Here is a 25,051-nt window from a genome sequence, read left to right on the forward strand (position 1 = left end):
TATCCTGAAATGATAAAGTTTTTGGTGAAGCTTTTTCTAAAAAGCTTCAGAAGACGACGCCTTTTTGAAAAAAGGCGGCACCCAAAAACTTTTCTTTTTTTATCAATGATTTGTTTTCAGGCAATCCATAAGGAATGGGAAATTGCAGACGCTACTGTAATCTTCTGAAAATGCGATGCCTCTTAAAGATTTTTCGGAAAATCTCTATCAGGAAGCTTCATGATTTCAGTGCAGTATTATTACGAATTTTCACACAACGTCTTATCGAAAAAAACCTTCCACACGGACGGGATGCCCCAGACCGTGCGAAAGGCTTTTTACGTGACCCCACATTCTGATGGGGTGGGACATAACACCCCACCCCGAACGGCGGTTCAGATGTGAATGGCGCGCTTGTCCACGTCCAGAGCGGCTTCCTTGACGGCTTCGCTCAGTGTGGGATGCGCATGGCAGGTGCGGGCGATATCTTCGGACGATGCCCCGAATTCGATCGCCATGGTGCATTCGGCAATCAGTTCGCCCGCCATCGGGCCAATGATATGCACACCAAGCACCGCATCCGTCTTGGCGTCAGCCAGAACCTTGACGAACCCATCGGTCATCCCGATCGCACGCGCACGACCATTGGCGGTGAAGGGGAATTTGCCAACCTTGTAGGCGACGCCTTCTTCCTTCAACACTTCCTCGGTCTTGCCCACGGTCGCGACTTCCGGCCATGTATAGACAACGGCGGGAATGGCGCCGTAATTGACGTGCCCGGCCTGACCGGCCAGCAGTTCCGCAATGGCGACACCTTCCTCTTCGGCCTTGTGCGCCAGCATCGGGCCTGCAATCACGTCACCAATGGCATAGATCCCCGGCACGTTCGTCGCATAATGGGCATCGGTCACGATGCGGCCACGCTTGTCCAGCGCAATCCCCGCTTCTTCCAGACCCATGTTCTTGCTGGCTGCAGAACGCCCGATCGCCACCAGCACGATGTCCGCGTCGATCGTTTCCGCCGTGCCACCCGCCGACGGTTCCACCGTCAGGGTCACGCCCTTTGGTCCCTTGACGGCCTTGGTCACCTTGTGACCCAGCTTCATTTCCAGCCCCTGCTTGGTCAGGATACGCTGGAACTGCTTGGCGATTTCATTATCCGTGCCCGGCACCAGACGGTCGAGATATTCAATCACCGTCACCTCGGCCCCCAGGCGATGCCATACACTGCCGAGTTCGAGGCCGATCACACCACCACCGATCACCACCATCTTCTTCGGCACGGCGGACAGTTCGAGTGCGCCGGTCGAAGTCACGATCTGCTTTTCATCGACATCGACACCCGGCAGTACTGCGCTGTCGCTGCCGCTGGCGATGATGATGTGCTTCGCCGTCACGGGCTTGCCATTGACGGTGATGCGACCGGTGCCCTCGACGCGGCCTTCACCCTTCAGCCAGGTGACCTTGTTCTTCTTGAACAGGAACTCGACACCCTTGACGTTGGCGTCCACCACCGACTGCTTGCGCGCCATCATGCGGTTGAGGTCAAGCTTCACACTGTCGATGATGATGCCCATGTCGGCATATTCATCCTTGGCAGCATGGAAATTCTCGGACTGCTGCAACAGCGCCTTGGACGGGATACACCCGACATTGAGGCAGGTGCCCCCAAGGGTCGCACGCTTTTCGACGCAGGCCACCTTGAAGCCAAGCTGTGCCGCGCGGATGGCGCAGACATAACCGCCGGGACCAGCACCGATCACGATGACATCGTAATCCGTCTCTGCCGGCGGGGCCGCAACGGGGGCCGCCGGGGTAGAGGCAACAGGGGCGGAGGCAGCAGGGGCCGAAACAGGGGCAGCCGCGGGTGCAGCGGCCTTGGCGGGGGCGGCAGGCTTTGCCGCGGCACCGGCGCCACCGGCCTCCAGCGTAGTCAGGATCGCACCGACCTCGACTTCATCACCTTCGGCCACCTTGTGCGCGCCAAGCACACCAGCCTGCGGGGCCGGGACTTCGACACTGACCTTGTCCGTTTCCAGCTCCACAATCGGGTCATCGGCGGAAACCGTCTCGCCCGGCTGCTTCAGCCATTTGCCGATCGTGGCGGTGGTGACGCTTTCACCCAGCGTCGGAACCTTGATTTCAATGGTCATTCTATTCTGTCCTGCTTGCGGTATCGTGGAGGATCAGGCGGGAAGGCCATGGATCGGCCCCCCGCCCGCCGCATCAGACCTGCAGCAGCAGACGACGCGGATCTTCCACGTTCTGCTTGACCCGGACGAGGAAGCTGACGGCTTCCTTACCATCGACGATGCGGTGGTCATAGGTCAGCGCGATATACATCATCGGACGGATCACGACCTGCCCGTCCACGGCCACGGGACGATCCTGGATGGAATGCATGCCCAGAATGGCCGACTGCGGCGCATTGATGATGGGGGTGGACATCAGGGAGCCATAGATGCCGCCATTGGTGATGGAGAACGTGCCACCCGACAGTTCATCAATCTTCAGCGTGCCTTCGCGTGCTTTCTTGCCAAAGCCTGCGATCGCATTTTCGATTTCGGCAAAGTTCTTCTGGTCGGCGTCACGGATCACCGGCACCACCAGCCCGTTGGGACCGCCCACCGCGATGCCAAGATTGACGAATTCACGATAGATCACGTCATCGCCGTCAATTTCGGCGTTGATCGCGGGGAATTCCTGCAATGCGGCAATGACTGCACGGCTGAAGATCGACATGAAGCCCAGCTTTGCGCCGTTATGCTTCTTGGCGAACGCATCCTTGTATTCGGCGCGCATCGCCTTGACTGCCGACATGTCCACCTCGTTGAAGGTGGTCAGCAGGGCGGCCGTGTTCTGCGCATCCTTGAGGCGGCGCGCAATGGTGCGGCGCAGGCGCGTCATCTTCACGCGTTCCTCACGCGGGTCGTCCTGGCGCGGCGGACGCGGGGCGGCGGCCGGGGTTGCCGCGCGGGGCTGTGCAAGGAATGCCTGCACGTCACCCTTCGTGATACGTCCATCCTTGCCGGAACCGGTGCCGACCTGTGCTGCGGACACGCCCTGTTCGGTCATGGCTTTCTGCGCGGCGGGGAACGGCGCATGGGCTGCGCCCTGCGCGGCGACATCGGACGCAGGCGTCGCGGGACGCGCGACGGGACCGGTGCTCAGCGGCTGGGCCTGCACGCCGGCGGCAGGTGCCGGGGCGGGCTTCGCCACGGGGGCGGCGGGCTTGCCCGTGCCGGCCTCGACCGTGGACAGGACGGTGCCGACCTCGACCTCCGCCCCTTCGGCCACCAGCAGCGGACCCAGCACACCGGCCTGCGGCGCGGGGACTTCCACGCTGACCTTGTCGGTTTCCAGTTCGGCCACCGGGTCATCGGCGGACACGGTATCACCGGGCTGCTTCAGCCACTTTGCAACGGTTGCGGTAGTTACGCTTTCACCCAGCGTCGGCACCTTGATCTCGGCAGACATTCCTATTTTCCAATCCCTTTGCCGTCCCAATCCCGTATCGCGGTTATCCGCGCGCGTGACGGGACAGCGTGACAGTTCCTGACCTCAGGCCTTGTTCATATGGCGGCACGACCACCATCCGGCCTGTTAACCCTGCCCGGCCGCCGATGACGGACCGGACCCTGTTCAATGCCACATGCCGCAATGTCCATGGGCTGCGTCCATGGGCAGCCTCATGGGCGATATCCATGCAACGGCGCATGGCGAAATGACCGGGCGGCGACGGGCATGCATCCCGCCGCCTGCCCTGTTACGCAACGCCGAGCGCCTTGTTGACCAGCGCGGCCTGCTCCGCAAGATGCACCTTCGCAAGACCCGTTGCCGGGCTGGCGGCGGCGATACGACCCACATACTCGGGACGCGGGCTCTTGTGCTTGATGCTGCCCAGGACGCCCTCGATCCGGCGATCCACAAAGTCCCAGCCACCCATGTTGGCAGGTTCTTCCTGGCACCAGATGACCTTCGCGCCGGGATAGCGTGACAGTTCGTCGCCCAGCAGCTTCGCCGGGAACGGATAGAACTGTTCCAGACGCACGATCGCAACGGTATCGAGCTTGCGTTCCCGCCGTTCGGTCAACAGGTCGTAATAGACCTTGCCAGAACAGATCACGACACGCTCCACCTTCTTGGGATCGGCGATGGGATCTATTTCCCCGATCACCGGCAGGAAGGTCGTCTCCGGCCCGAAATCCTTCAGGTCAGAGACCGCCAGCTTGTTCCGCAACAGCGACTTTGGCGTCATGATGATCAGCGGCTTGCGGTAATCAAGGAACAACTGCCGACGCAGCGCGTGATAGTAGTTGGCGGGCGTGGTCAGGTTACACACACGCAGGTTATCTTCGGCGCAGAGCTGCAGATAACGTTCCAGACGGGCGGAGGAATGTTCCGGCCCCTGTCCCTCATACCCATGCGGCAGCAGCATCACGAGGCCGGACATACGCAGCCACTTCGTCTCGCCCGAGGCAATGAACTGGTCGATGATGACCTGTGCGCCGTTGGCGAAGTCACCAAACTGTGCTTCCCACAGGACCAGCGCATTCGGATCGGCCAGCGAATAGCCGTATTCGAAGCCCAGCACCCCGAATTCCGACAGCAGCGAGTTATAGATCTCGATATGCGCCTGCTGGGTGTTGATGTTGTTCAGCGGCACATAGGTGTTCTGGTTCACCTGGTCGATCAGGACGGCGTGACGCTGGCTGAAGGTGCCGCGCTGACAGTCCTCGCCCGACAGGCGGACATGATGCTTGTCCTGAAGCAGCGCGCCAAAGCCCAGCGCCTCGCCCGTGGCCCAGTCGATTCCCTCGCCCGTCTCGAACATCTTCGCCTTGGCCTTAAGCTGGCGGATGATCTTGGGATTGGCGGTGAAATCGTCAGGCACCTTGGACAGGGCCGCGCCGATTTCGCGCAACCGGTCAATGGCGATACCCGTCTTGGGCATGGTCACGACCGCATCGATCGGCGGCGGCTTCAGCCCCTGCCACGCGCCTTCCAGCCAGTCGGCCTTGTTCGGCTTATAGCCCTGCGCCGCCTGGTACGCCGCTTCGAGCTTTTCATGGAACGCATTCCATTCGCCCTCGACCTCCGCCTCGCTCAGCACGCCTTCGCGCACCAGGCGTTCGGAATACAGGGTGCGGATGGTCGGGCGCGCCGCAATGGCCTTGTACATGATCGGCTGCGTAAAGGACGGCTCGTCCGATTCATTATGGCCGTGGCGGCGATAGCCCACGATGTCGATAACAACGTCAGAGGCGAATTTCTGGCGGAATTCTGCGGCAAGGCGCGCGCAGTAGACAACGGCCTCGGGCTCGTCCCCGTTGACGTGGAAGATCGGGGCCTGCACCGCCTTGGCGATATCCGTGCAGTAAAGCCCGGAAAACGCGTGGATCGAAACGGTGGTAAAGCCGATCTGGTTGTTGACCACAACATGCACGGTGCCGCCGGTGCGGTATCCGATCAACTGCGACATCGCCAGAGTTTCGTAAACGATCCCCTGCCCCGCGAATGCCGCATCGCCATGCAGCAGGATGCCCATATGGCGGCCACGCTGGTGCGGGTCGTCATCGTCCTGCGTCGCCCGCACCTTGCCGATCACCACGGGATCGACCGCTTCAAGGTGCGAGGGGTTGGGCTGGAGCGAGATATGGACCGGCGTGCCCGCGATCTCCACATCGGTGGAAGTGCCGAGATGGTATTTCACATCGCCCGACCCCTGCACGTCGTCCGGCTTGAACGATGCACCGGCGAATTCGCTGAAGATCGCGGTATAGGGCTTGCGCACGATGTTGACGAGCGTGTTGAGGCGCCCGCGATGCGGCATGCCGATCGCAACCGAACGCACGCCACCGCTTGCGGCCTGATCAATCAGGGCATGCAGCGCGGGGATGGTGACGTCCTCGCCCTCAAGCCCGAAGCGCTTGGTGCCGACATAGCGTTTCTGGCAGAAAGATTCGAAACCTTCGGCCTGTGTCAGGTGTTCAAGGATGACCTTCTTTTCCTGCGCGCTGGCGCCCTGCCGCCAGTTGTCGCCCTCAAGGCGGGCCTGCACCCACATCCGCTGTTCGGGATCCTGGATATGCATGTATTCCATGCCGATCGGACCACAATAGACCGCGCGCAATGCATCGAGCACCTGATTGATGGTCGCGGTTTCCGACCCGATCAGGCTGGCGACGATGCGGCCAAGATAGATCGGACGGTCACGGTCATTAGGGCCAAAGCCATAGGTCGCGGGATCAAGGTCGGCATGGGGCTTGGGCACCTGCAGCCCCAGCGGGTCCAGCCGCGCCTCGAGATGGCCGCGCACACGATACGCCCGGATCAGTTGCGTCGCACGCAGACTGTCATCCGCCGCCGCATGCAGGCTTTCGGCGGAAACCGTGCCGCCCGCCGGGGCGGCCACGCTTTCCTCGCCGGTGATCATGGGTGCGCGTGGCGCCCACGACGCGCCTTCGGCATCGTGCTCGATTTCCGTGCTCTGTTCATCCATTTCGGCGAACAGGGACGCGAAAGAGGGATCGACACTTTTGGGGTCCACCGCCCAGCGTGCATACAACTCGGCCAGATAGGCCGTATTGGCGCCGCTGAATGCGGTCGAAAGAATATCTACGCCCGCCATCTTGAAGACATCTCCTCACTGACGACCTTGTCGGCCGCGTTATTTGTCCGGTCCCGCATCCATGGCGCCATGTGATGGCCCCTGCCCGCAGGCCGGCTTATGGCCCTTACCCTAACGGCACCCGGCCATGGGTACCGCCATCATTCATCAAGGTCAGGATTGCTGTGGACGCATGCTGACATTTTCGTATGCACCCCCCGCAAACGGGGAAAACGCGATGAAAATACCGCCCTGCGTGGCACAATTCCGGCCCTGGGAACTTCCTCGACTACCCAAGCAAAGACCGGCCCCTTTGCCTACCGCCGCACCAGTCACAGCCACGCCATGGGCGTCACGATGGCGTGACCCTGCGCACAGGGGGCGCGGCGTTGTCACAACAGCTATGCCGACAGGTGGGGCAACTGGGCGTAGGATGCGCTTTGCATCTCCTCAAGGCGCGATGCAGTACGTTCGAACGCCGTCGCCCCCTGCCCGCGTTCATACAGGGAATCGGGCTGGTCCCCGGCGGAGGCGAACAGCTTGACGTTCTGTTCGTACAACGCGTCGATCAGGACGATGAAGCGTCGGGCCTCGTCAAAATTATCCGGTCCCATGCGCGGCACATCGTCGATGACGAGGCTGGCAAAGCGCGTCGCAAGCGCAAGGTAATCCCCCGCCCCGAGGAACCGCCCGCACAGTTCGGAAAATGTAAAGCGCGCGACCGGCCCCGCCGCGCGTTCGACCCGCAGGGTGCGGCCCATGATGTCAAGGTCAACCGCCTGTACCGGCGCGCCGGCGGCCAGGTGGGTGAAGATGGTGTCGAGTTCCGCCTTCGCCGCCGCATCGGCGGGCACGATCCATGTACGCATGCCGCGCACGCAGCCCCGGCGGTAATCACGCGGGGAATCGAGGATGACGGTATCAACCTCACGCATGATGATGTCGATGAAGGGTTTGAACGCATCCGCGCCGGGGCGGTCCTGAAACAGGTCCTCGGGCTTGGTGTTCGACGTCGCGACCACCACCACCCCGTCAGCGAACAGGAAATCGAACAGACGGCCAAGGATCATCGCATCGGCAATGTCGTTGACCTGGAATTCGTCAAAGCACAGCAACCACGCTTCCTGCGCGATCTGGCGGGCCAGCGGCGGGATCGGGTCGGACAGGGCGGGGTCCGCCACCTTCATGTCATGGATGCGCTGGTGCACGTCCTGCATGAAACGGTGGAAATGCACCCTGCGCTTGTGCTCCACCGGGGCGAGGTCAAAGAACAGGTCCATCAGCATCGTCTTGCCGCGCCCGACCTGCCCGACCATGTAAACGCCACGCGGGCGGGAGGGAGCGGCCTGTGCGCCACGCCCACCAAGCCCGAGGCGCGCGCGCAGCCCCCCGAACAGGCCATGCCGCGCGGTGGCCTGACGCTGCATGACCATCGGGTGGTAATCACGCAGTTCGCGCCAGAGCCGGTCAAGGCGACGGGCCGCCTTTTCCTGCTCCGGGTCGCGGTCAAGCTTCCCCGAAGCCACGCGGGCCTCATAGGTCGCAAAGGGGCCGGCACCGTCTTGCGGAACCGGCTGTGGGGGGGCGGAGGCGGTGCGAATTTCGGTGTCCATACCCAACGCCGATAATCCCTCCCCGCCGCATGGGCAAGGGCACGAAACCGCCATATATGGCCGTTAGGGGCGTTCTCTCCATCTGGTGAACACAAAGGCGGGGAAATGGAGCATTTGTGATGGACCCATCCCGGCCGCGCAACGTTCATCAGACACCATGCATCACCTCCGCCCCACCCCCAGCGGCATGCGCCTGACGATGGCCTTGCGACGTACGGCATGGCCCCTTAATCTTGGGCGCGTCCCCCTTGTCGTGGCCCCACAGGATCGCATGACCATACCCATCATCCCCGATTATGCCGCGCTGGAAAACGCCGTCGTCGCCACCGACCCGTTTCCCCACACCATCGTGCCCCATTTCATCGGGACGCAGGATCTGCGCGCGGCGGTCGCGTCCCTGCCGGTCTTTGGCGCGGGGGGATCCTACCCGCCAAGCGCGCTGAAACTTTCACCGCTGATCCGCGACCTTGTGGCGGAACTGCAGGGGCCACGGCTGCGTGACATCATCGCGGCGAAGTTCGGGCTGGACCTGCACGACGCACCGACGATGCTGACCCTGCGCGGACGCACGCGGGCGCAGGACGGGCGCATTCACCGCGACTCGGCATGCAAGCGGGTGACGGTGCTGCTTTATCTTAATGTGGACGATACCGCATGGACCCGGCACGAAGGTTGCCTGCGCCTGTTGCGCGGGGAACATGACATTGAGGACTATACCACCGAAGTCGCCCCGGTGAACGGAACGCTGCTGGTTTTCCCCAATGGCATGAACACATGGCATGGACATCGCCGGTATGTCGGCGTGCGCAACACCATACAGCTCAACTATATGACCAATGATTCGCGCGCACGGGGCGAGCTGCGTCGCCACCGGCTTTCGGCCCTGACCAAGCGCCTGCGGATCGCGGCATAACGGAGGCCATCTCAGCCATCATTTCGACATGACGCAGGGTATGATCACAGATGGTTAAGACATTACCCGCCATTTCCTTTTCACACACCATTGGACAAGGGCCCTCGCATTGAAGCGGTTTTTACGATTCCCCAAGTTTCTTGCCGTCGCGGGCGCGGCACTGACACTGGCGGCCGCCACCCTGCCCGCCGCCTCCGCGCTGGCGCAGCCGTGGCACGGGCGGGGCGGTCCACCACCGCCGCATGGCGGGTGGCATGACAATCGCGGCAGACGTGGCGGCGGCGGCGTGGGCCTTGCGGTCGGCAGCGGCATCGCGGGCCTTGCGATCGGCACCATGCTGGGCAGTGCGATGTCAGACCGTGCCGTGGCCCCGCCCCCTGCCTATTACCCGCCGCAGCCGGTGCCCCCGCCGCCGCCGCCATCCTATTATTCCCCTTATGGTTACGGGTACTGAAACCCGGTCATCAAGGACCGCGTTTGCACCCCGCCCGAACAGATCTGAAGGTATCCCGTCATGAATCTTCGCCGCATCCTTCCTGCCGCCGCCCTCCTCATGCTGCCGGGCATGGCCATGGCCGCCGTTCCCCCGACACAGGCTGCGTCCCCTGCCGCGTCCCCTGCGACAACTCCGGCTGCGACAGCGCCACTTGCGCATACGCCGCATGATCCCTCTCCCGAACAGCTGGAAGAACACATCACCGCCCTGCACACGCAGCTGCACATCACCAAGGGGCAGGAAAAGCTGTGGGCGCCGTTTGCGCAGGACATGCGCGACAATGCCAGCCGCCTGCATGATGCGATCGAAAAGCGTCGCGCCGATCTGCCCACCATGAACGCGACCGACAATATGCAGTCCTATGCCACGCTGGTCGCACAGCGCGCGCAGGACATGCAGACGCTGAATCAGGCCTTCGTGCCGCTATATGCCACATTCTCCAAGAAGCAGAAGAAGAATGCCGATGCCCTGTTCCGTCAGGGTGACGAGGAACATGCCGAACGTCAGGCCGATGCGGGTCAGGCCGCCGCATCCGACAGCACGGCCACGAAATAAGCCGATGACCTTCCTGCCGTGCCCGTCCGGGGCGGCAGGAACCATGGCCCGAGGCACATGACCCGGCGGGGGCGCGATCCATGCAGGACCGCGCCCCTTTTTTCATCCACGACCCTGAGATTCAGCACACAGGTTTCTGGTGGGCCTTGCCAGCAAACATCACGGGGCACCGCCTTCCTGAAAAAAGGCCCCCCACCGTCGTCCCGCCTTCATCAGACGCCATCAAGCGGGTACCAGGCCCGCCCGTCACGGGCGAGCAGGTCATCCGCCCCCTTTGGCCCGGTCGCACCGGCGGGATATAGTTCCAGCCCGTCCGCGTTATCCGCCCATGCCTGCAACACCGGATCGACCGCACGCCATGCCGCCTCGATATTATCGGCACGCTGGAACAGTGTCGCATCCCCCGTCAGGCAGTCATACAGCAGTGTTTCGTACCCCACATTGGGTGTCTGCGCGAAAACGTCCTCATAACGGAACCGCACCTGAACCTCCGCAAGGTCCATCTTCGGACCCGGCTTCTTGGCCCCCATTTCCACCGTCAGCCCCTGCGCGGGCTGGATGTTGAGGATGATGCGGTTAGGTGGCAGGTCCTGCGTTTCGGTATCGCGGAACATCATCATCGGCGGCTTCTTGAACTGCACCACCACCTCCGTCCGGCGGCCACCCAGTGACTTTCCGGTGCGCAGGTAAAACGGCACCCCGGCCCAGCGCCAGTTATCGACATGCAGTTTCAGCGCGACATAGGTTTCGGTATGGCTGTCGGGGGCGACGCCCGGACTTTCACGATAGGCCGTGACGGCGGCGCCATCCACCGTGCCCGCGCCATACTGTCCGCGCACTGCGTCGGTGGGGGGGATGGGGCGCACCGCCTCGAACAACTGTTCCTTGCTGGTGCGCACGGTATCGGCGGAAAACGAATTCGGCGGCTCCATCGCCACCATGCCAAACAACTGGAACAGGTGGTTGGGGATCATGTCACGCAACGCGCCAGTGGGTTCGTAAAACGCACCACGCTGTTCCACGCCGATCGTCTCGGCCGCGGTAATCTGCACATGGTCGATGAACTCGTTACGCCACAGCGGTTCGAACAACAGGTTGCCAAAACGCATGGCCAGGATGTTCTGCACCGTTTCCTTTCCAAGGAAATGGTCGATGCGATAAACTTGGCTTTCATCCAGCACGGCAAGGATGCGGCGGTTAAGTTCACGCGCACTGGCAAGGTCCGCGCCAAACGGCTTTTCAACGACCACGCGCCGGAAACGCCCGTCCTCCTGCGTCACCAGTCCCGCCTGGCCCAGCATTTCCACCACGGGGGCAAAGAAACGCGACGACACGGCAAGGTAGAAGATAGCATTGCCCGGTATTTTTGCGCCCAGCGCACGGACCTGCGCGATGTCACCGAAATCGGCCTGTACATATTCCAGCCGTTCGCACACCCATCCCCACTGGGCCGAATCGATGCTGGGCGCATGGAATTCGGCATTGGGGTCATGGGTGAAGGACTGCATCATCTCCGTCAGGCCATCGCGCCACTGCGCGGTGGTGCTGGCGACCCGGTCAATGCCGATGATGCGAAAGCCGGGGTCCAGCAGGCCGCTGCCGGCAAGGTTGTACAGCGCGGGCATCAGCAGACGTTTCGTAAGGTCGCCATGCGCGCCGAAAATCACCAGCGTGCAGGCAGGCGCCGGGCGCGCACCCGCGGGCGCACGCGACGTCGGTGGGACAGGGTTGGCATCAGGTAATGACATGATCCGTGACAGTCCTTTGGCTGTGCTTTTGCGCGCGAACACAAACGCCAGAGCGCCCATGCGCGCAAAAATCCGCCCCGGCCTGCGCGCACGCCGCCGGGCATGCTGTATGCCATAGCACCATATATGGGCATGATGCTTTGCGCCTGCTCAAATGGTGTACAGCACGGCGGGCATATCCACGCGGCCGAAATCGTCAGCCCCTGCTGTCATGCCGCCATATATGCAAAGCAGATGGGGCCTTGCGGGCAACAGATAAAAACATCGGGGAAAAATATCGTGTTGCTTGCACCACCCGCACACAGGCTCTACGTGTCGGGACGCTTATGCAGACTGTCTGCCAATCCGCGCCGGTATGTCCCTGATCCGGGCCCGGCGCATCACATCAGGGGATTATCCAATGGGTTACCGCGTTGCGGTGGTGGGTGCCACCGGTGCCGTCGGGCGTGAAATACTCAAGACACTGGCCGAACGCCAGTTCCCGGTGGATGACATCGTGGCGCTGGCCTCCGCCCGGTCGGCGGGACAGGAAGTGTCGTTCGGGGACAAGCGGGTGCTGAAGGTCCGCAACCTCGAACATTTCGATTTCACCGGCTGGGACGTCGCGCTGTTCTCGCCCGGTGGGTCCGTGTCCGCACTATATGCCCCACGCGCGGCAAAGGCCGGGTGCGTGGTGATCGACAATACCTCGCACTTTCGGATGGAACCCGACGTTCCGCTTGTGGTGCCTGAGGTCAATCCCAATGATGTGAAAAAGGCCAGGCGCAACATCATCGCCAACCCCAACTGCTCCACCATCCAGATGGTCGTGGCGCTCAAGCCCCTGCATGACCTGTTTACGATCCGGCGTGTGGTCGTGGCGACGTACCAGGCCGTCGCGGGCGCGGGCAAGAACGGGATGGACGAACTGTTCACCCAGACGCGCGGCAGCTTTGTGGGGGACCCGGCGGAAGCGCAGCAGTTCACCAAGCAGATTGCCTTTAACTGCATCCCCCATATCGACCGTTTCATGGATGATGGCGCGACCAAGGAAGAGTGGAAGATGGCGGTGGAAACCCGCAAGATCCTTGATCCCGACATCTCCGTCTTTGCCACATGCGTGCGCGTGCCGGTCTTCATCGGCCATGCCGAAGCCGTCAGTGTGGAGTTCGAGGAACCGGTAGACCTCGAACGTGCCCGCGCCGCCCTGCGTGAAGCCCCCGGAGTCGTACTGCATGACAAGCGCGAGGATGGCGGTTACGTCACCCCCATCGAAGCCGTGGGCGAGGACGCGACCTATGTCTCGCGCCTGCGTATTGACCCGACCGTGCCCAACGGACTCGGCTTCTGGTGCGTATCGGACAACCTGCGCAAGGGGGCGGCGCTGAACGCGGTTCAGATCGCGGAAACAATGATCGCACTTGACCTGCTGGGACCGGACCGACGCGGCTGAATACATGCGTTTTTGGCGCGGAGCAGCCATGCGTCCGCGCCAATGCTTGGATCAATACATTCGGGGCGTCTCTCAACCTCGTGTTCCGGGCCTGCGTTGACCACACCCATCGGGGGGCGTAGGACCGAATGATACAAGGCGACGGAACAAACCGAAGCCATAACAGGGAAATTGACGAGACGACCATGCAGGATGTCCGTGATGCGCTCTATGTAGGGCACCGAAGCGACGGAACTCTGACCAGGCGGCCAATGTCCCCGCACCTCCAGGTCTACCGCTTCCGTCTTTCCATGTTCCTTTCGATCGCGAACCGTGCGGCCGGCGTTGCCGCCACCGTCGGTTCCGCGCTTGGCATCTGCTGGATCAGCGCTGCCGCAAAGGGACCGAAATCATTTGCCAAGGTCCAGAAAGTGACTGGCCATCCGCTGGGCAAGATCGCCCTCGCAGGCTGGGCGCTGGCTCTGGTCTATCACTTTGTGGCGGGGATTCGCCACCTGATATGGGACAGCGGCGCCCGCTTCGACAAGAAGAAAATCAACGAGGACGGCCCCATCGCCGCAGGCGTGACCGTCGGCGTCACGCTGGCACTCGTGCTCAGCATCCTTGGCGTCGCAGCCTGTCGTTCCAAGAAGAGGGCCTCCTGACATGAGTACTTCGCACAAACCGCATATCACCGTCATGCGTTCGCAGCTTTCGCGGGCACGTGGCCTGGGTTCGGGCAAGAGCGGCGTCGCCCACTGGTGGGCCGAACGCATGTCGGCCGTCGCACTGGTGCCGCTGTCGGGATGGTTCGTCATCCAGGTCTTCCGCCTTGCGGGTGCGTCACAACCCGAAGTCGCGCAGTGGGGCGGTCGGCCCGTCAACGCCACCATGATGATGGCGCTGGTGATCCTGACCTTCTACCACACGCAACTGGGCCTACAGGTCATCATTGATGATTATGTGCATGGCAAGGCGCATGTCCCGGCAAGCCTGCTGATGAAAAGCGTGATTTTCCTGCTGGGCGTGTTCGGCGCGATTTCGGTTCTGAAGCTGGCGCTTGTCGCGACGCGCGGGCGAATCGCCGCGAACTGACGCGCGCGCCACGCCACCGGCAAGACAGAGACATTCGCGGACTGGCGGCCCGGACAAACCCGCCCGACAGTCCGAACGAGCATCGGGACACGTCCAAACAATGAATGCGATCACATCCCCAATCCCCGGCAATTACAAGATCGTCGATCACGCCTATGACGTGGTCGTGGTCGGTGCCGGTGGTTCCGGCCTGCGGGCCACGCTTGGCATGGGTGCGGCCGGCCTGAAGACCGCCTGCATCACCAAGGTTTTCCCCACACGCAGCCATACCGTCGCCGCACAGGGCGGCATCGGCGCATCGCTTGGCAACATGGCCGAGGACAACTGGCGCTGGCACATGTACGACACCGTCAAGGGGTCGGACTGGCTGGGTGATCAGGACGCCATCGAATATATGTGCCGCGAGGCGGTGCCCGCCGTGCAGGAACTCGAACACATGGGTGTTCCGTTCTCGCGCACCGAAGAGGGCAAGATCTACCAGCGCCCCTTTGGCGGGCACATGCGCAATTATGGCGAGGCCCCGGTGCCCCGCGCCTGCGCCGCCGCCGACCGCACGGGCCATGCCATCCTGCACACGCTGTACCAGCAGTGCCTGAAGCATAACGTCGAATTCTTCGTCGAATATTTCGCCATCGACCTGATCATGGACGACAACGGCGCGTGCAAGGGCGTCGTCGCCTGGTGCCTGGACGATGGCACGCTGCACCGTTTCCGTGCGCAGATGGTCGTGCTTGCGACCGGTGGCTATGGCCGTGCCTATCATTCCTGCACCTCCGCCCATACCTGCACCGGTGACGGCGGTGGCATGGCGGTGCGCGCGGGCATCCCGCTGCAGGACATGGAATTCGTGCAGTTCCATCCCACCGGCATCTTCCCCGCCGGCTGCCTGCTGACCGAAGGGTGCCGTGGCGAGGGTGGATACCTGACCAATTCCGAAGGCGAGCGCTTCATGGAACGCTATGCGCCGACAGCGAAGGACCTCGCCTCGCGCGATGTGGTGTCGCGCGCCATGACGATCGAGATCAACGAAGGCCGTGGCTGTGGTCCGAACAAGGACTACATGCTGCTGCACCTTGAACATCTCGGCGCGGACCTGCTGCATGAACGCCTGCCGGGCATTTCGGAAACGGCGCGCATCTTTGCCGGTGTGGACGTGACGAAGGAACCGGTGCCGGTTCTGCCGACAGTGCATTACAATATGGGCGGTATCCCCACCAATTACCATGGAGAGGTCATCCGCCCCACCGCCGATGATGTCGATGCCGTGGTGCCTGGCCTGATGGCCGTGGGCGAGGCCGCATGCGTGTCCGTGCATGGCGCGAACCGGCTGGGCACGAACTCGCTTCTGGATCTGGTGGTGTTCGGTCGCGCCGCGGCACAGCGCGCGGCACAGATCGTCAAAAGCGCGGAAACCATCCCGCCGCTGCCCGCAGGTGCGGGTGACAAGGCGATCGAGCGTTTTGACCGCCTGCGCAATGCCAAGGGCAAGACCCACGTCGCCGCAATGCGTTCGAACCTGCAGCGCACGATGCAAAAGCACGCCGCCGTGTTCCGCAACACCAAGAGCCTGGCCGAAGGCGTGGAAAAGATCGCGGAAATCTGGAAGGAAGTGGGCGATATCTCCATCTCCGACCGTTCGCTGATCTGGAACAGCGACCTGATGGAAGCGCTGGAGTTCGAAAACCTGCTCGCCAATGCCACCGTCACGATGGCCGGGGCGGAAGCACGCCACGAAAGCCGCGGCGCGCAGGCGCATGACGACTATCCCGATCGTGACGACAAGAACTGGATGAAGCACACCGTCGCCCACATGGACGACAAGGGTGAGGTCACGCTGACCTACCGCCCCGTGCATATGAAGACACTGACCGATGACGTTCAGGTCTTCCCCCCCAAGAAACGCGTCTACTGAGCGCGCGGCGGAAAGGGAACGAGACGATGGTCGAATTCAAACTGCCAAGAAACAGCACGGTGGGCAAAGGGCGGACATTCACCGCCCCCCCCGGCGCCACAAACGTCAAGTCATTCCGGATCTATCGCTGGAGCCCGGATAACAACGACAATCCCGTGATCGATACATACGAGATCGATCTGGACCGGATCGGTCCGATGGTCCTTGATGCGCTGATTCACATCAAGAACGACATCGACCCGACCCTGACCTTCCGGCGGTCCTGCCGCGAGGGGATCTGCGGGTCATGCGCGATGAACATCGCAGGCGAAAACACGCTTGCCTGTCTCAAGCCGATCCGCGACCTGCAGGGCGATGTGCCGATCTACCCGCTGCCGCACATGCCGGTTGTCAAGGATCTGGTGCCCAACCTTGATGGGGCTTATGCGCAGTTGCGCTCCATTGATCCATGGCTGAAATCCGATACGCTGCCGCCGCCCGATGGCGAACGGCTGCAAAGCATCGAGGAACGTGCCGAACTTGATGGCATGTGGGAATGCATCCTGTGCTTCTGCTGCTCCACCTCGTGCCCGTCTTACTGGTGGAACGGGGATCGCTATCTCGGCCCGGCAACGCTGCTTGCCGCCTATCGCTGGATCGCAGACAGCCGCGATGAACATGCGGGGGAACGCCTCGATGCGCTGGAAGATCCGATGAAGCTGTTTGCCTGCCGCACGATCATGAACTGCACCCAGACCTGCCCCAAGGGTCTGAACCCGGCCAAGGCCATCGGGCGTCTGAAGGAACTTCAGATGGAACGCAAGGGCTGATCCCCCCAAAAGGGTGATCGCACGGTGCATCATACCGTGACGGATTGACGAACGAAGCGCCGGATGGGACATATCCGGCGCTTTTTTCGTATCTGCACCCATGAAAGGATGCGCCCGTGTTCGATGGAACCCTGTCCAGCACGTCAGGACGTGGACGCGCCTGGATCGACAGTCTGTTCGTCGATCATGCGGTCCTGCGCATGACATGGACGAACTTTCGCACTGTCATTCCCGGCCGGGTCTATCGCTGCAACCACCCGACACCATGGCGTCTGGCCATGGCGACGCGGCGGCTGCACCTGAAAACACTGGTTAACCTGCGTGGTCATCGGCAATGCGGTTCGGATGCCCTGTCGCGTGAGGCCGCGCATCGTCTTGGCCTGAAGCATATCGACATGGCGTTCGAAAGCCGCAACGCCCCACACCGCGACCGGATCGAACGGTTCGAAAAGATCTACCGCACACTGACGTTCCCCATGCTGATGCATTGCAAGTCGGGGGCGGACCGCACCGGCCTTGCCGCAGGTCTTGTACTCCTGTTCGAAGGGGGGACGGCGGATGATGCGCTGCGGCAGCTTTCATGGAAGAACGGGCATTTCAACAGGTCGCGCACCGGTGTGCTCGACGCCTTCTTCCTGCGTTATCAGGCCGAGGCCGAAGGCCGCATCCCGTTCATGCAATGGGTGCGTACCGAATATGACGAGGACAGGCTGCGCCACGATTTCCGTGCGGGCAAGATCGCAGCCTTCCTCAATGATCGAGTGCTGCGCCGTGAATGATGGGCCTCAGACCGTTGCCATAGAACGCACAAGGTCCAGCACGCGTCTGCGCACGGCGGGATCGCTGATACGGTAATAGGACCGCACAAGGTCGATGGTTTCCCGCCGGGACAGTAATGCCAGTTCGCTGCTGGCGAAGCGGTCGTCCCCCCCTTCGACCTGTCCGGGCGCGGGAACACCACCAAAGGCGCCGCGTGCCTCGGCAAACGATTCGGCGGGCATCGACGCCACCGGCGCGATGGCCGCTTCGTCAGGCATACCGTCAAAGAAAAACGCAATCGGCACATCCAGAACCCGCGCCAGGTCATACAGGCGCGACGCACCAACACGATTGGCGCCACGTTCATATTTCTGCACCTGCTGAAATGTCAGCCCCAGCGCCGTTCCCAGACGCTCTTGCGACATGCCAAGCAACGTGCGGCGTAGCCGAATCCGACTACCCACATACACGTCAACAGGACTGGGAGTACTAGACAGCTTGTTATTCACTACAGACGCCCTATGCCAGAAATACTATTTTCTGATAAATCATCACTTAGTTATATATTAAACAAAACAGTTATAGGATTCATTATTAACCTTTTGTAAAGAGTAAAATTCTACTGTCATTGAAAGCAATGGGATAAATCCATTATTATTCAACGCATTATGGGACAGTCCTCAAAAAGTACATTTTTTGTACCTTTTTATTACAACAGGTTCCCTGTGACGCAATAGATCGGATTTTTACAGATTGTCCGGCGTGGCGATCCTAACGATGTGCTTCACGAATCGTTCCTGGGCGCATATGCAAACAGGTATGTCAGGAACGCGCGGATATCACCGCGTTGCGACGTCCGGCGGCCATGACGGCCACGACAAACCCCGACACCAACAGTACAGCCGCCAGCACCACCGGCACCAAGCGTCCCCACCGCGCGAACAATGGCGGCGGCAGGGCATCGGGCATCTGCCGGACAATCACGCCCGTACGATCCCACCCCAACCGCGCCACCTCATGCCCATAACCATCAAATATGGCGGAAATACCAGTATTCGCCGCCCGTGCGATGGGCAGCCCCTCTTCCACCGCGCGCATCCTGACCGCTGCCAGATGCTGGCGTGGGCCGGCGCTGTTTCCGTACCAGCCATCATTCGTACTGTTGATCAGCCATGTGGGCCGATCATGCGCATCCACCGTCTGGCCTGAAAAAATAACTTCATAACAGATCAGAGGACCAACAGGGGCGATTCCCGGCACATGCCATGTCCGCACCCCGTCCCCCGCCGCCATGCCATCGCCCGGCACCACATGAAATGGAAGTAATGCAGGCTGGTACTCCCCGAACGGTACCAGGTGGGATTTATCATACAGCCCACCAACCTGCCCATCCGGGGGTAACAGCACGGCCATGCTGTTGCGCCAGTGGTCCTGCTCATCCTGGCGCAGGGTGCCGATTATCCCGGCCCGCGCGCCCTGCCCGGCCTGCATGATCATGCGCCGTGCAATCGCATCCTCCAGCAACAGGCCGGGAAATGCGGATTCCGGCCATGCGAAGACAACGGGGCGCCCCTGAATATCGCGCGACAGGGCCTGCCCCACCCCATCATGCGTCAGGGCAAGGTAGCGGCGGAAAATCGCGATATCATCATTCCCCGCCATCTTTTCCGATTCGGGGACATTCCCCTGCACCAGTACAACCACCGGATTGCGTTGCGCATCGTGCACCTGCGGGCCAAGGAAAAGGCGCGCACCACCTGCCCCCACCCACAATACAAGGATCGTAGCGACACAGGCCCATCCCCGCCGTCCACATGCAGGGGCCAGCGCCACCACCATCGTCAGCAAGGTCAGTCCATCCACCCCGACCCATGCGGCGGGCTGGATCATCACATCACCGAACAGGCCGGGAAATTCCCAGACACTGCCCGGCGGGTTCCATGGAAAACCGCTGAAGATGAAGACGCGCATCATGTCTGCAAGCGTCCACGCCCCCGCCAGCACAAGGCCGCGCGCCACGCCAGCGGGGACACCCCGCGACAGGGCGGCAGGTATGGCGGTTGTCGGGGTCAGGATCAGCGCGCATCCCGGCGAAGCCAGCGGCACCAGCCACCAGAACGCATCGGCACGCAACATGATCGCATCAGTCAGCCAGTACAGACCCGCCGTATGCAGGCCCAGCCCGAACATGACCCCACGTCGCGCGGCCCCGCGCCAGTCGGGCGCAGCGTCAATCATGCCCATCAGGATTGGGAAACACACCACCAGCACCACAACAAGGTGGACCGGCGGCAACGCCAGCGCCGCCACGGCACCGACCAGCAACATCGCAATATCCGCACGCCAGCCCGTCAGGGCCAGCACCGCATCACGCCGTGAACGTAAAGCCGCGAGAAAAGTCATTGCAGCGCAGGGAAGCGTGTGAAATCACCCCAGCCCCACGCCTCAGTCAAGGGCGTCACGCAGGCGGCGTTCATAATGGCGATAATATTTGTCCGCCAGCAGCTCGCTCTTGACCAGTACCGCGACATCGGTGGTGTTGAACTGTGTATCAATCACCGCACCATCGCCCACATATCCACCCAAGCGCAGATATCCCTTGATCAGCGGCGGCAGCCCCGCAAGGCAGCGGCGATGGTCCAGCAGTTGCGGATCACGGCGCAGCATCTCCACCCGCCGTTCGGGCAACGCCCGCACACGCAGTGCAGGCGGCGCGAGGTGGTTATGATACAAATAGGTCAGTTCGTTACTTAACGGTTCGGGATCCGTGCCCGGCAGGCTGGCGCAACCGAACAGCACGTCAATGCGGTGCAGGAAGATATAGGACGCGATACCGCGCCACAGCAATTGCATCGCCGCACGCCCGCGATAGGCCTGATCCACACAGGAGCGCCCGACCTCCAGCAACCGCCCGGGGAATTCCGTCAGCAGCGAAATGTCATACTCGCTGGAGGAATAGAAACGCCCCAGCTTTTCCGCCGCATCGCCCTGCATCAGGCGATAGGTGCCCACGACCCCTTTTGCACCAGAGGAAATCGCATGGTCGATCACCAGCAGATGATCGGCATATTCATCAAAATCATCGATATCACGACGCAGCCGCCGGGTACGTTCGTCCGGCTTCGCGCCCATTTCCTCGTAAAAAACACGATAGCGCAGGGCCTGTGCGGCATCGCGTTCTTCGTCCGTGCAGGCAATCCGCACCCCGAGATTGCCGCCACGCAGTTCGGGAAAGCCGTTGCGTTCCAGGTCCAGCGTGGACAGGGACTGCATGATTTTCTCGACACTCATCGCTTTGACCTGCTTCCCGTCCGTGCGGTCGGGGTCGCGGGGGGGGCTTCCTTCGTCTCGGCAGGGCGTTTGCGTGCAAACAGTTCCAGGCGATGCGACACGAGGTCGAAACCAAGGTCACGCGCAATACGGCGGATCAGTTCGGCATGTTCCTCATCCTCGAACTCGATCACCTTCCCCGTCTCAACATCGATCAGGTGATAATGGTCGCCTTCTTCGGTGGCCTCATAACGGGCACGCCCGCCACCAAAGTCGCGACGTTCAAGGATGCCCTTTTCCTCAAGGAGGCGCACGGTGCGATAGACCGTGGCCACCGAAATACGGGAATCAAGGGTCGCCGCACGACGGTACAGCTCCTCCACGTCGGGGTGGTCCTGCGCCTCGGACAGGACACGGGCGATGACGCGCCGTTGCCCCGTCATCTTCAGGCCCCGTTCGATACACATGCGCCCGATGCGCGATTCCATTACATCACTACCTGCTGCCATGGTTACAGGCGTAGCCCATCATCAGATCGGTTGTCCAACGACACCGTCATTCTTCACGCTTGGTCCCCAGCCCGATCTTGCGCGCAAGCGAGGAACGGTGGCTGGCATAGCTGGGCGCAACCATCGGATAGTCATGCGGCAGGCCCCAGCGTTCGCGGTATTCTTCCGGCGTCATGTTATACGCTGTCTTGAGGTGACGCTTGAGCATCTTGAGCTTCTTGCCGTCTTCAAGACAGACAATGTAATCGGGGAACACCGATTTTTTCAGCGGAACCGCCGGTACCGGCTTCTCAGGCGCGGCCTCGACCTTACCAAGCGAGGAGATCGTTTCATATACCTGATGAATCAGATCCGGCAAGGTCTCAGCATCCAGCGTATTACGTGCAACATACGCGGATACGATCTCTGCGGTCAGTTCCCGCAATTCGATATCCGCTGTTTCGTCAGCCATCAACTTGATCCTGTCAGTAGAAATACATGTGTCTTATATAAATAATCCAGACAAGACCGCAACCATATCCATGAAAGAATGTCAGGTAACATGCCCGGTATTGATGTTAAGGAAATAGATATCACCCATGAAGTCTGTCCCATGACATTTGTGCGCACCCGACTTGCACTCGACCGCTTGCCACCGGGGGGACAATTACAGGTACGCCTGCGGGGGGATGAACCGCTCGACAATGTCAGCCGCAGCGTAAGACTTCTGGGTCATGAAATCGCCCGGCAGGATACGCAGGCGGATGGGCAGGTCCATGTCCTGCTGATCATCAAAAAAATGTCATGATCTCTATGACGCCAACTCCGTATCTGCGGCCCCCGTCTCCATGGCAGGCATCACATCACGTGCCATGACCCGCGCATCGGACCCGTCGGGATAATATCCCCGGCGGCGCCCCACCTCGCCAAAGCCCGCGTTATGATACGCGGCCTGGGCTGCGCTATTGCCCACCCCGACCTCCAGGAACAGGCGTGATATTCCCTGCCGCGCGGCCATGTCCCCCATCCATGACAGCAGCGCCCGCGCCAGCCCGCGCCGCCGGAATGCGGGGTCCACTGCAAGCGTCAGGATCTCCGCCTCATCAACGACATGGCGGACCATGATAAAACCCGCCACCACAGGCGGCCCTGCGGCCTGCATCTGCGCCATCACCACGCCAAGCGCCACGCCGGGCATCATAAGCAGCGTATCGAACGCCGGGACATCCCATTGCTGGTCCGGGGCAAAACACGCCGCATGGACCCGCGCCAGCGCTGGCACATCCGCCATCGTGGCAGGCACGGCGATGACCGGCCCGCAAACCGGCCCTGGATCAGCACCCGTCCCCATGCTGGCGTTCATGTCCCGCCATCGGCCTTTCGCGGCGGCGGGCGCAACCCCGCCGCAGGCAGCTTCGCTTCGGGTGGGTCAACATACAGCGGCAGGACCGCACGCAGCGCCAGCACACCCTCACGACGCAGCATGGCAACCCGTGCGATGGCACAGGCATCGGGCCGCGACAGCGCAAGGACATGCACGTCATCGCGCCCCTGCGCGCAGGCAGCCGCCAGATCGGCCGCGGCATTCCCGGCCAGCAGCAGCGGCCCAGACGGCAGGGCGGTGGGATCATCGAGCATTACCGCACGGACCTCCCCGATCTCAGCCCCGTTGCGCGCAGGGATGGATTCGACAAAGACACGCCCGCGCCGCGCGACCGAACAACACAGGACCCGCATGTCCGCCGATACGACGTGCGCGCGCAGGGCATCGGCCAGCGCCTCGCCCGTTGTGACCCCTATGACATCACATCCCAGCCCCAGCGCAAGCCCCTGCGCAAAAGCGACAGAGGCACGCAGGCCGGTAAACGATCCCGGCCCGACGACAACAGCCACCATGTCCAGCATCGGCATGGACCACCCACACGACGCCAGCAGATCACGCGCCAGAAGCGGAAACCCCTCCGAACCGCCACGCCCTTCGACCTCGTGCGCACGTGCGACGACACAGCCTTCTGGCGTGACACTGACGCATGCCACCAGCGCGCGGGCCTGCGCACCGGCCTGCGCCCCATCGAGAACCAGAACCCGCATGCGTCAGGCCATCACACAGGCATCGTCAAAGTCCAGGCGGGGCGCACGCGGCGTATCGAACGCGTGGTCGGCATAACCAAGACTGACGAGGAAATTGGCCCGCCAGCCATGGGCATGCAGGAACGTATCCTCGACCATCATGGCGTCGAACCCCGACATCGGCAACGCATCAAGCCCCAGCGCACGGGCGGCCATAATCAGGTATGCCCCCTGCAACGTGCTGTTGCGCATGGCCGTCTCCTCCGCCAGGCCCACGTCGGCGGCGAACCACGACCGCACACCCGGTTCGGGATTCAGGGCATCTATGCGTTCAAAAAACAGCGGGTCCCACGCCACGATCACCGTCACCGGTGCGCTCATCACCCGTGCGACATTCCCATCCGACAAGGCGGGGCGCAGGCGTTCGCGGCTGTCGTGCGTACGCAGGAAAACGAAACGCGCAGGACAGCAGTTACCCGATGTCGGACCCAGCCGCACCAGGTCATACAGGCGATGCAGCGTGTCTTCTGTGACGGGACTTTCGTTCCATGCCGCGGGCGTCCGCGCGGCACGGAACAGGATGTCCAGCCCGGCATCATCAAGAACCATGAAACTTTCCCACCCCGTCGTATCAGGCTTCGACCTGTTCGACCGATACCACTTCGGGGACATAATGGCGCAGCATGTTTTCCACCCCATGCTTCAGCGTCGCGCGCGAAGAGGGGCAGCCTGAACACGCGCCCTGCATCGTCAGGCGCACGATCCCGTCGCGATAGCCGCGAAAGACGATATCCCCGCCATCACCCGCCACGGCGGGACGAACACGCGTATCAAGCAGTTCCTTGATCTGCTTGACGATCTCCTCATCCCCCGGCGCGATCGCATCCTCGATCACCACGGCCTCGTGCTCGACCGGAGCCTGTCCGGTGGCAAGGTAATCGGCCACGACCGACAGAACCTGTGGTTTCAGTTCGTCCCACGCCACGGTATCCGCCTTGGTCACGGCCACGAAATCGCCGCCGAAGAACACCCTGGACACGCCTTCAAGGTCGAACAGGACCTCTGCCAGGCGTGAACGGCCCGCCACGGAATCCGCGTCGATGAAGTCCGCCGTCGCACCATTGGGCATCAGTTCACGCCCGGGCAGGAACTTCAGGGTGGCGGGGTTGGGGGTATCTTCGGTTTCTATGAACATGCTGCGGTCTTTCCCGACAGATAGAGGAAGGCGGATATCTCCGGTCCTGTTAGCATCCACATGTGCCGTGGTCCACGCCCGCACAAGCCCCCGTCACGGGATAAAGGCCCTCCATATCCCCTGTAGCA

24 protein-coding genes are annotated in these 25,051 nt (G+C 62.0%); 10 read left to right on the top strand and 14 right to left on the bottom strand.

All coding sequences use genetic code 11. The annotated features are described in order from the left end of the window. Nucleotides 1-374: 374 nt before the first annotated feature. The 4 genes from lpdA to zapE all read right to left on the bottom strand — a co-directional run bounded on the left by lpdA (nt 375) and on the right by zapE (nt 8,202). Entirely contained in the window at nt 375-2,132 is a 1,758-nt protein-coding gene (gene lpdA, locus FYB92_RS00995) for a dihydrolipoyl dehydrogenase (RefSeq protein WP_075624796.1), read from the bottom strand. A 73-nt stretch (nt 2,133-2,205) separates the two neighbouring features. After that, nucleotides 2,206-3,456 carry a 2-oxoglutarate dehydrogenase complex dihydrolipoyllysine-residue succinyltransferase gene (gene odhB / locus FYB92_RS01000; RefSeq protein ID WP_003617100.1) on the bottom strand — a complete coding sequence of 417 codons (1,251 nt, stop codon included), beginning with the start codon at nt 3,454-3,456 and terminating at the stop codon, nt 2,206-2,208. 289 nt (nt 3,457-3,745) lie between these two features. Then, nucleotides 3,746-6,610, bottom strand: coding sequence for a 2-oxoglutarate dehydrogenase E1 component (locus FYB92_RS01005; protein WP_075624797.1), 2,865 nt, complete (start codon nt 6,608-6,610; stop codon nt 3,746-3,748). Between the two features lie 380 nt (nt 6,611-6,990). Beyond that, nucleotides 6,991-8,202, bottom strand: coding sequence for a cell division protein ZapE (zapE, locus tag FYB92_RS01010; protein ID WP_075624799.1), 1,212 nt, complete (start codon nt 8,200-8,202; stop codon nt 6,991-6,993). Between the two features lie 271 nt (nt 8,203-8,473). On the opposite strand from zapE, the gene FYB92_RS01015 reads away from it, so the two are divergent. The 3 genes from FYB92_RS01015 to FYB92_RS01025 all read left to right on the top strand — a co-directional run bounded on the left by FYB92_RS01015 (nt 8,474) and on the right by FYB92_RS01025 (nt 10,166). After that, entirely contained in the window at nt 8,474-9,115 is a 642-nt protein-coding gene (locus tag FYB92_RS01015; RefSeq protein WP_332828952.1) for a 2OG-Fe(II) oxygenase, read from the top strand. Nucleotides 9,116-9,224: 109 nt separating this feature from the next. After that, nucleotides 9,225-9,569 (top strand): hypothetical protein, encoded by a 345-nt coding sequence (locus FYB92_RS01020; protein ID WP_003617089.1) that lies wholly within the window; start codon nt 9,225-9,227, stop codon nt 9,567-9,569. Between the two features lie 60 nt (nt 9,570-9,629). After that, on the top strand, nt 9,630-10,166 hold the full coding sequence (locus FYB92_RS01025; RefSeq protein ID WP_075624801.1) for a Spy/CpxP family protein refolding chaperone: 537 nt from the start codon (nt 9,630-9,632) through the stop codon (nt 10,164-10,166). A 212-nt stretch (nt 10,167-10,378) separates the two neighbouring features. On the opposite strand, the gene zwf is transcribed toward FYB92_RS01025, so the two are convergent. Further along, nucleotides 10,379-11,914, bottom strand: coding sequence for a glucose-6-phosphate dehydrogenase (gene zwf, locus FYB92_RS01030; RefSeq protein WP_075624869.1), 1,536 nt, complete (start codon nt 11,912-11,914; stop codon nt 10,379-10,381). A gap of 400 nt (nt 11,915-12,314) precedes the next feature. Between zwf and FYB92_RS01035 the strand changes: the two genes are divergently transcribed. The 6 genes from FYB92_RS01035 to FYB92_RS01060 all read left to right on the top strand — a co-directional run bounded on the left by FYB92_RS01035 (nt 12,315) and on the right by FYB92_RS01060 (nt 17,920). Next, a complete protein-coding gene (locus FYB92_RS01035; RefSeq protein WP_040511281.1) occupies nt 12,315-13,346 on the top strand; it encodes an aspartate-semialdehyde dehydrogenase in 1,032 nt (343 codons plus the stop codon). 251 nt (nt 13,347-13,597) lie between these two features. Further along, entirely contained in the window at nt 13,598-13,990 is a 393-nt protein-coding gene (gene sdhC, locus FYB92_RS01040; protein WP_225578717.1) for a succinate dehydrogenase, cytochrome b556 subunit, read from the top strand. Between the two features lies 1 nt (nt 13,991). Then, nucleotides 13,992-14,420, top strand: coding sequence for a succinate dehydrogenase, hydrophobic membrane anchor protein (sdhD, locus tag FYB92_RS01045; RefSeq protein WP_048858820.1), 429 nt, complete (start codon nt 13,992-13,994; stop codon nt 14,418-14,420). A gap of 100 nt (nt 14,421-14,520) precedes the next feature. After that, nucleotides 14,521-16,332, top strand: a complete 1,812-nt coding sequence (gene sdhA / locus FYB92_RS01050) for a succinate dehydrogenase flavoprotein subunit (RefSeq protein ID WP_048858821.1) — start codon at nt 14,521-14,523, stop codon at nt 16,330-16,332. A 26-nt stretch (nt 16,333-16,358) separates the two neighbouring features. Beyond that, a complete protein-coding gene (locus tag FYB92_RS01055) occupies nt 16,359-17,141 on the top strand; it encodes a succinate dehydrogenase iron-sulfur subunit (RefSeq protein WP_048858822.1) in 783 nt (260 codons plus the stop codon). A gap of 116 nt (nt 17,142-17,257) precedes the next feature. Further along, nucleotides 17,258-17,920, top strand: coding sequence for a tyrosine-protein phosphatase (locus FYB92_RS01060; protein WP_003617078.1), 663 nt, complete (start codon nt 17,258-17,260; stop codon nt 17,918-17,920). A 6-nt stretch (nt 17,921-17,926) separates the two neighbouring features. Here FYB92_RS01060 and FYB92_RS01065 read toward each other — a convergent pair whose 3' ends face one another. From FYB92_RS01065 to FYB92_RS01085, 5 genes are all read right to left on the bottom strand, one after another. After that, complete coding sequence (locus FYB92_RS01065) at nt 17,927-18,370, bottom strand: helix-turn-helix domain-containing protein (RefSeq protein ID WP_231105716.1); 444 nt, start codon at nt 18,368-18,370, stop codon at nt 17,927-17,929. Between the two features lie 352 nt (nt 18,371-18,722). Further along, a complete protein-coding gene (gene lnt, locus FYB92_RS01070) occupies nt 18,723-20,303 on the bottom strand; it encodes an apolipoprotein N-acyltransferase (protein WP_332828043.1) in 1,581 nt (526 codons plus the stop codon). 42 nt (nt 20,304-20,345) lie between these two features. Then, nucleotides 20,346-21,191 carry a GNAT family N-acetyltransferase gene (locus FYB92_RS01075; protein ID WP_003617073.1) on the bottom strand — a complete coding sequence of 282 codons (846 nt, stop codon included), beginning with the start codon at nt 21,189-21,191 and terminating at the stop codon, nt 20,346-20,348. Next, nucleotides 21,188-21,658 (bottom strand): Fur family transcriptional regulator, encoded by a 471-nt coding sequence (locus FYB92_RS01080; RefSeq protein WP_003617071.1) that lies wholly within the window; start codon nt 21,656-21,658, stop codon nt 21,188-21,190. The genes FYB92_RS01075 and FYB92_RS01080 overlap by 4 nt, the downstream gene beginning before the upstream one ends. Before the next feature lie 67 nt (nt 21,659-21,725). Continuing rightward, entirely contained in the window at nt 21,726-22,130 is a 405-nt protein-coding gene (locus FYB92_RS01085; RefSeq protein WP_003617070.1) for a MucR family transcriptional regulator, read from the bottom strand. Nucleotides 22,131-22,220: 90 nt separating this feature from the next. Here FYB92_RS01085 and FYB92_RS01090 point away from each other — a divergent pair, with 90 nt between their 5' ends. Continuing rightward, complete coding sequence (locus tag FYB92_RS01090; RefSeq protein ID WP_003617068.1) at nt 22,221-22,466, top strand: sulfurtransferase TusA family protein; 246 nt, start codon at nt 22,221-22,223, stop codon at nt 22,464-22,466. 3 nt (nt 22,467-22,469) lie between these two features. Here FYB92_RS01090 and FYB92_RS01095 read toward each other — a convergent pair whose 3' ends face one another. Genes FYB92_RS01095 through FYB92_RS01110 form a run of 4 tightly spaced genes read right to left on the bottom strand, consistent with a single transcriptional unit; the run spans nt 22,470 to nt 24,923 of the window. After that, a complete protein-coding gene (locus tag FYB92_RS01095) occupies nt 22,470-23,021 on the bottom strand; it encodes a GNAT family N-acetyltransferase (protein ID WP_247066944.1) in 552 nt (183 codons plus the stop codon). Further along, complete coding sequence (gene tsaB, locus FYB92_RS01100) at nt 23,018-23,749, bottom strand: tRNA (adenosine(37)-N6)-threonylcarbamoyltransferase complex dimerization subunit type 1 TsaB (RefSeq protein ID WP_332828044.1); 732 nt, start codon at nt 23,747-23,749, stop codon at nt 23,018-23,020. The genes FYB92_RS01095 and tsaB overlap by 4 nt, the downstream gene beginning before the upstream one ends. A gap of 3 nt (nt 23,750-23,752) precedes the next feature. Beyond that, nucleotides 23,753-24,337, bottom strand: a complete 585-nt coding sequence (locus tag FYB92_RS01105; RefSeq protein WP_332828045.1) for a malonic semialdehyde reductase — start codon at nt 24,335-24,337, stop codon at nt 23,753-23,755. Nucleotides 24,338-24,359: 22 nt separating this feature from the next. Next, nucleotides 24,360-24,923 carry a NifU family protein gene (locus FYB92_RS01110; protein WP_003617061.1) on the bottom strand — a complete coding sequence of 188 codons (564 nt, stop codon included), beginning with the start codon at nt 24,921-24,923 and terminating at the stop codon, nt 24,360-24,362. Between the last annotated feature and the right edge of the window lie 128 nt (nt 24,924-25,051).

It is taken from the genome of Novacetimonas sp. GS1, from assembly GCF_036686925.1.
GTDB classification, from domain to species: domain Bacteria; phylum Pseudomonadota; class Alphaproteobacteria; order Acetobacterales; family Acetobacteraceae; genus Novacetimonas; species Novacetimonas hansenii.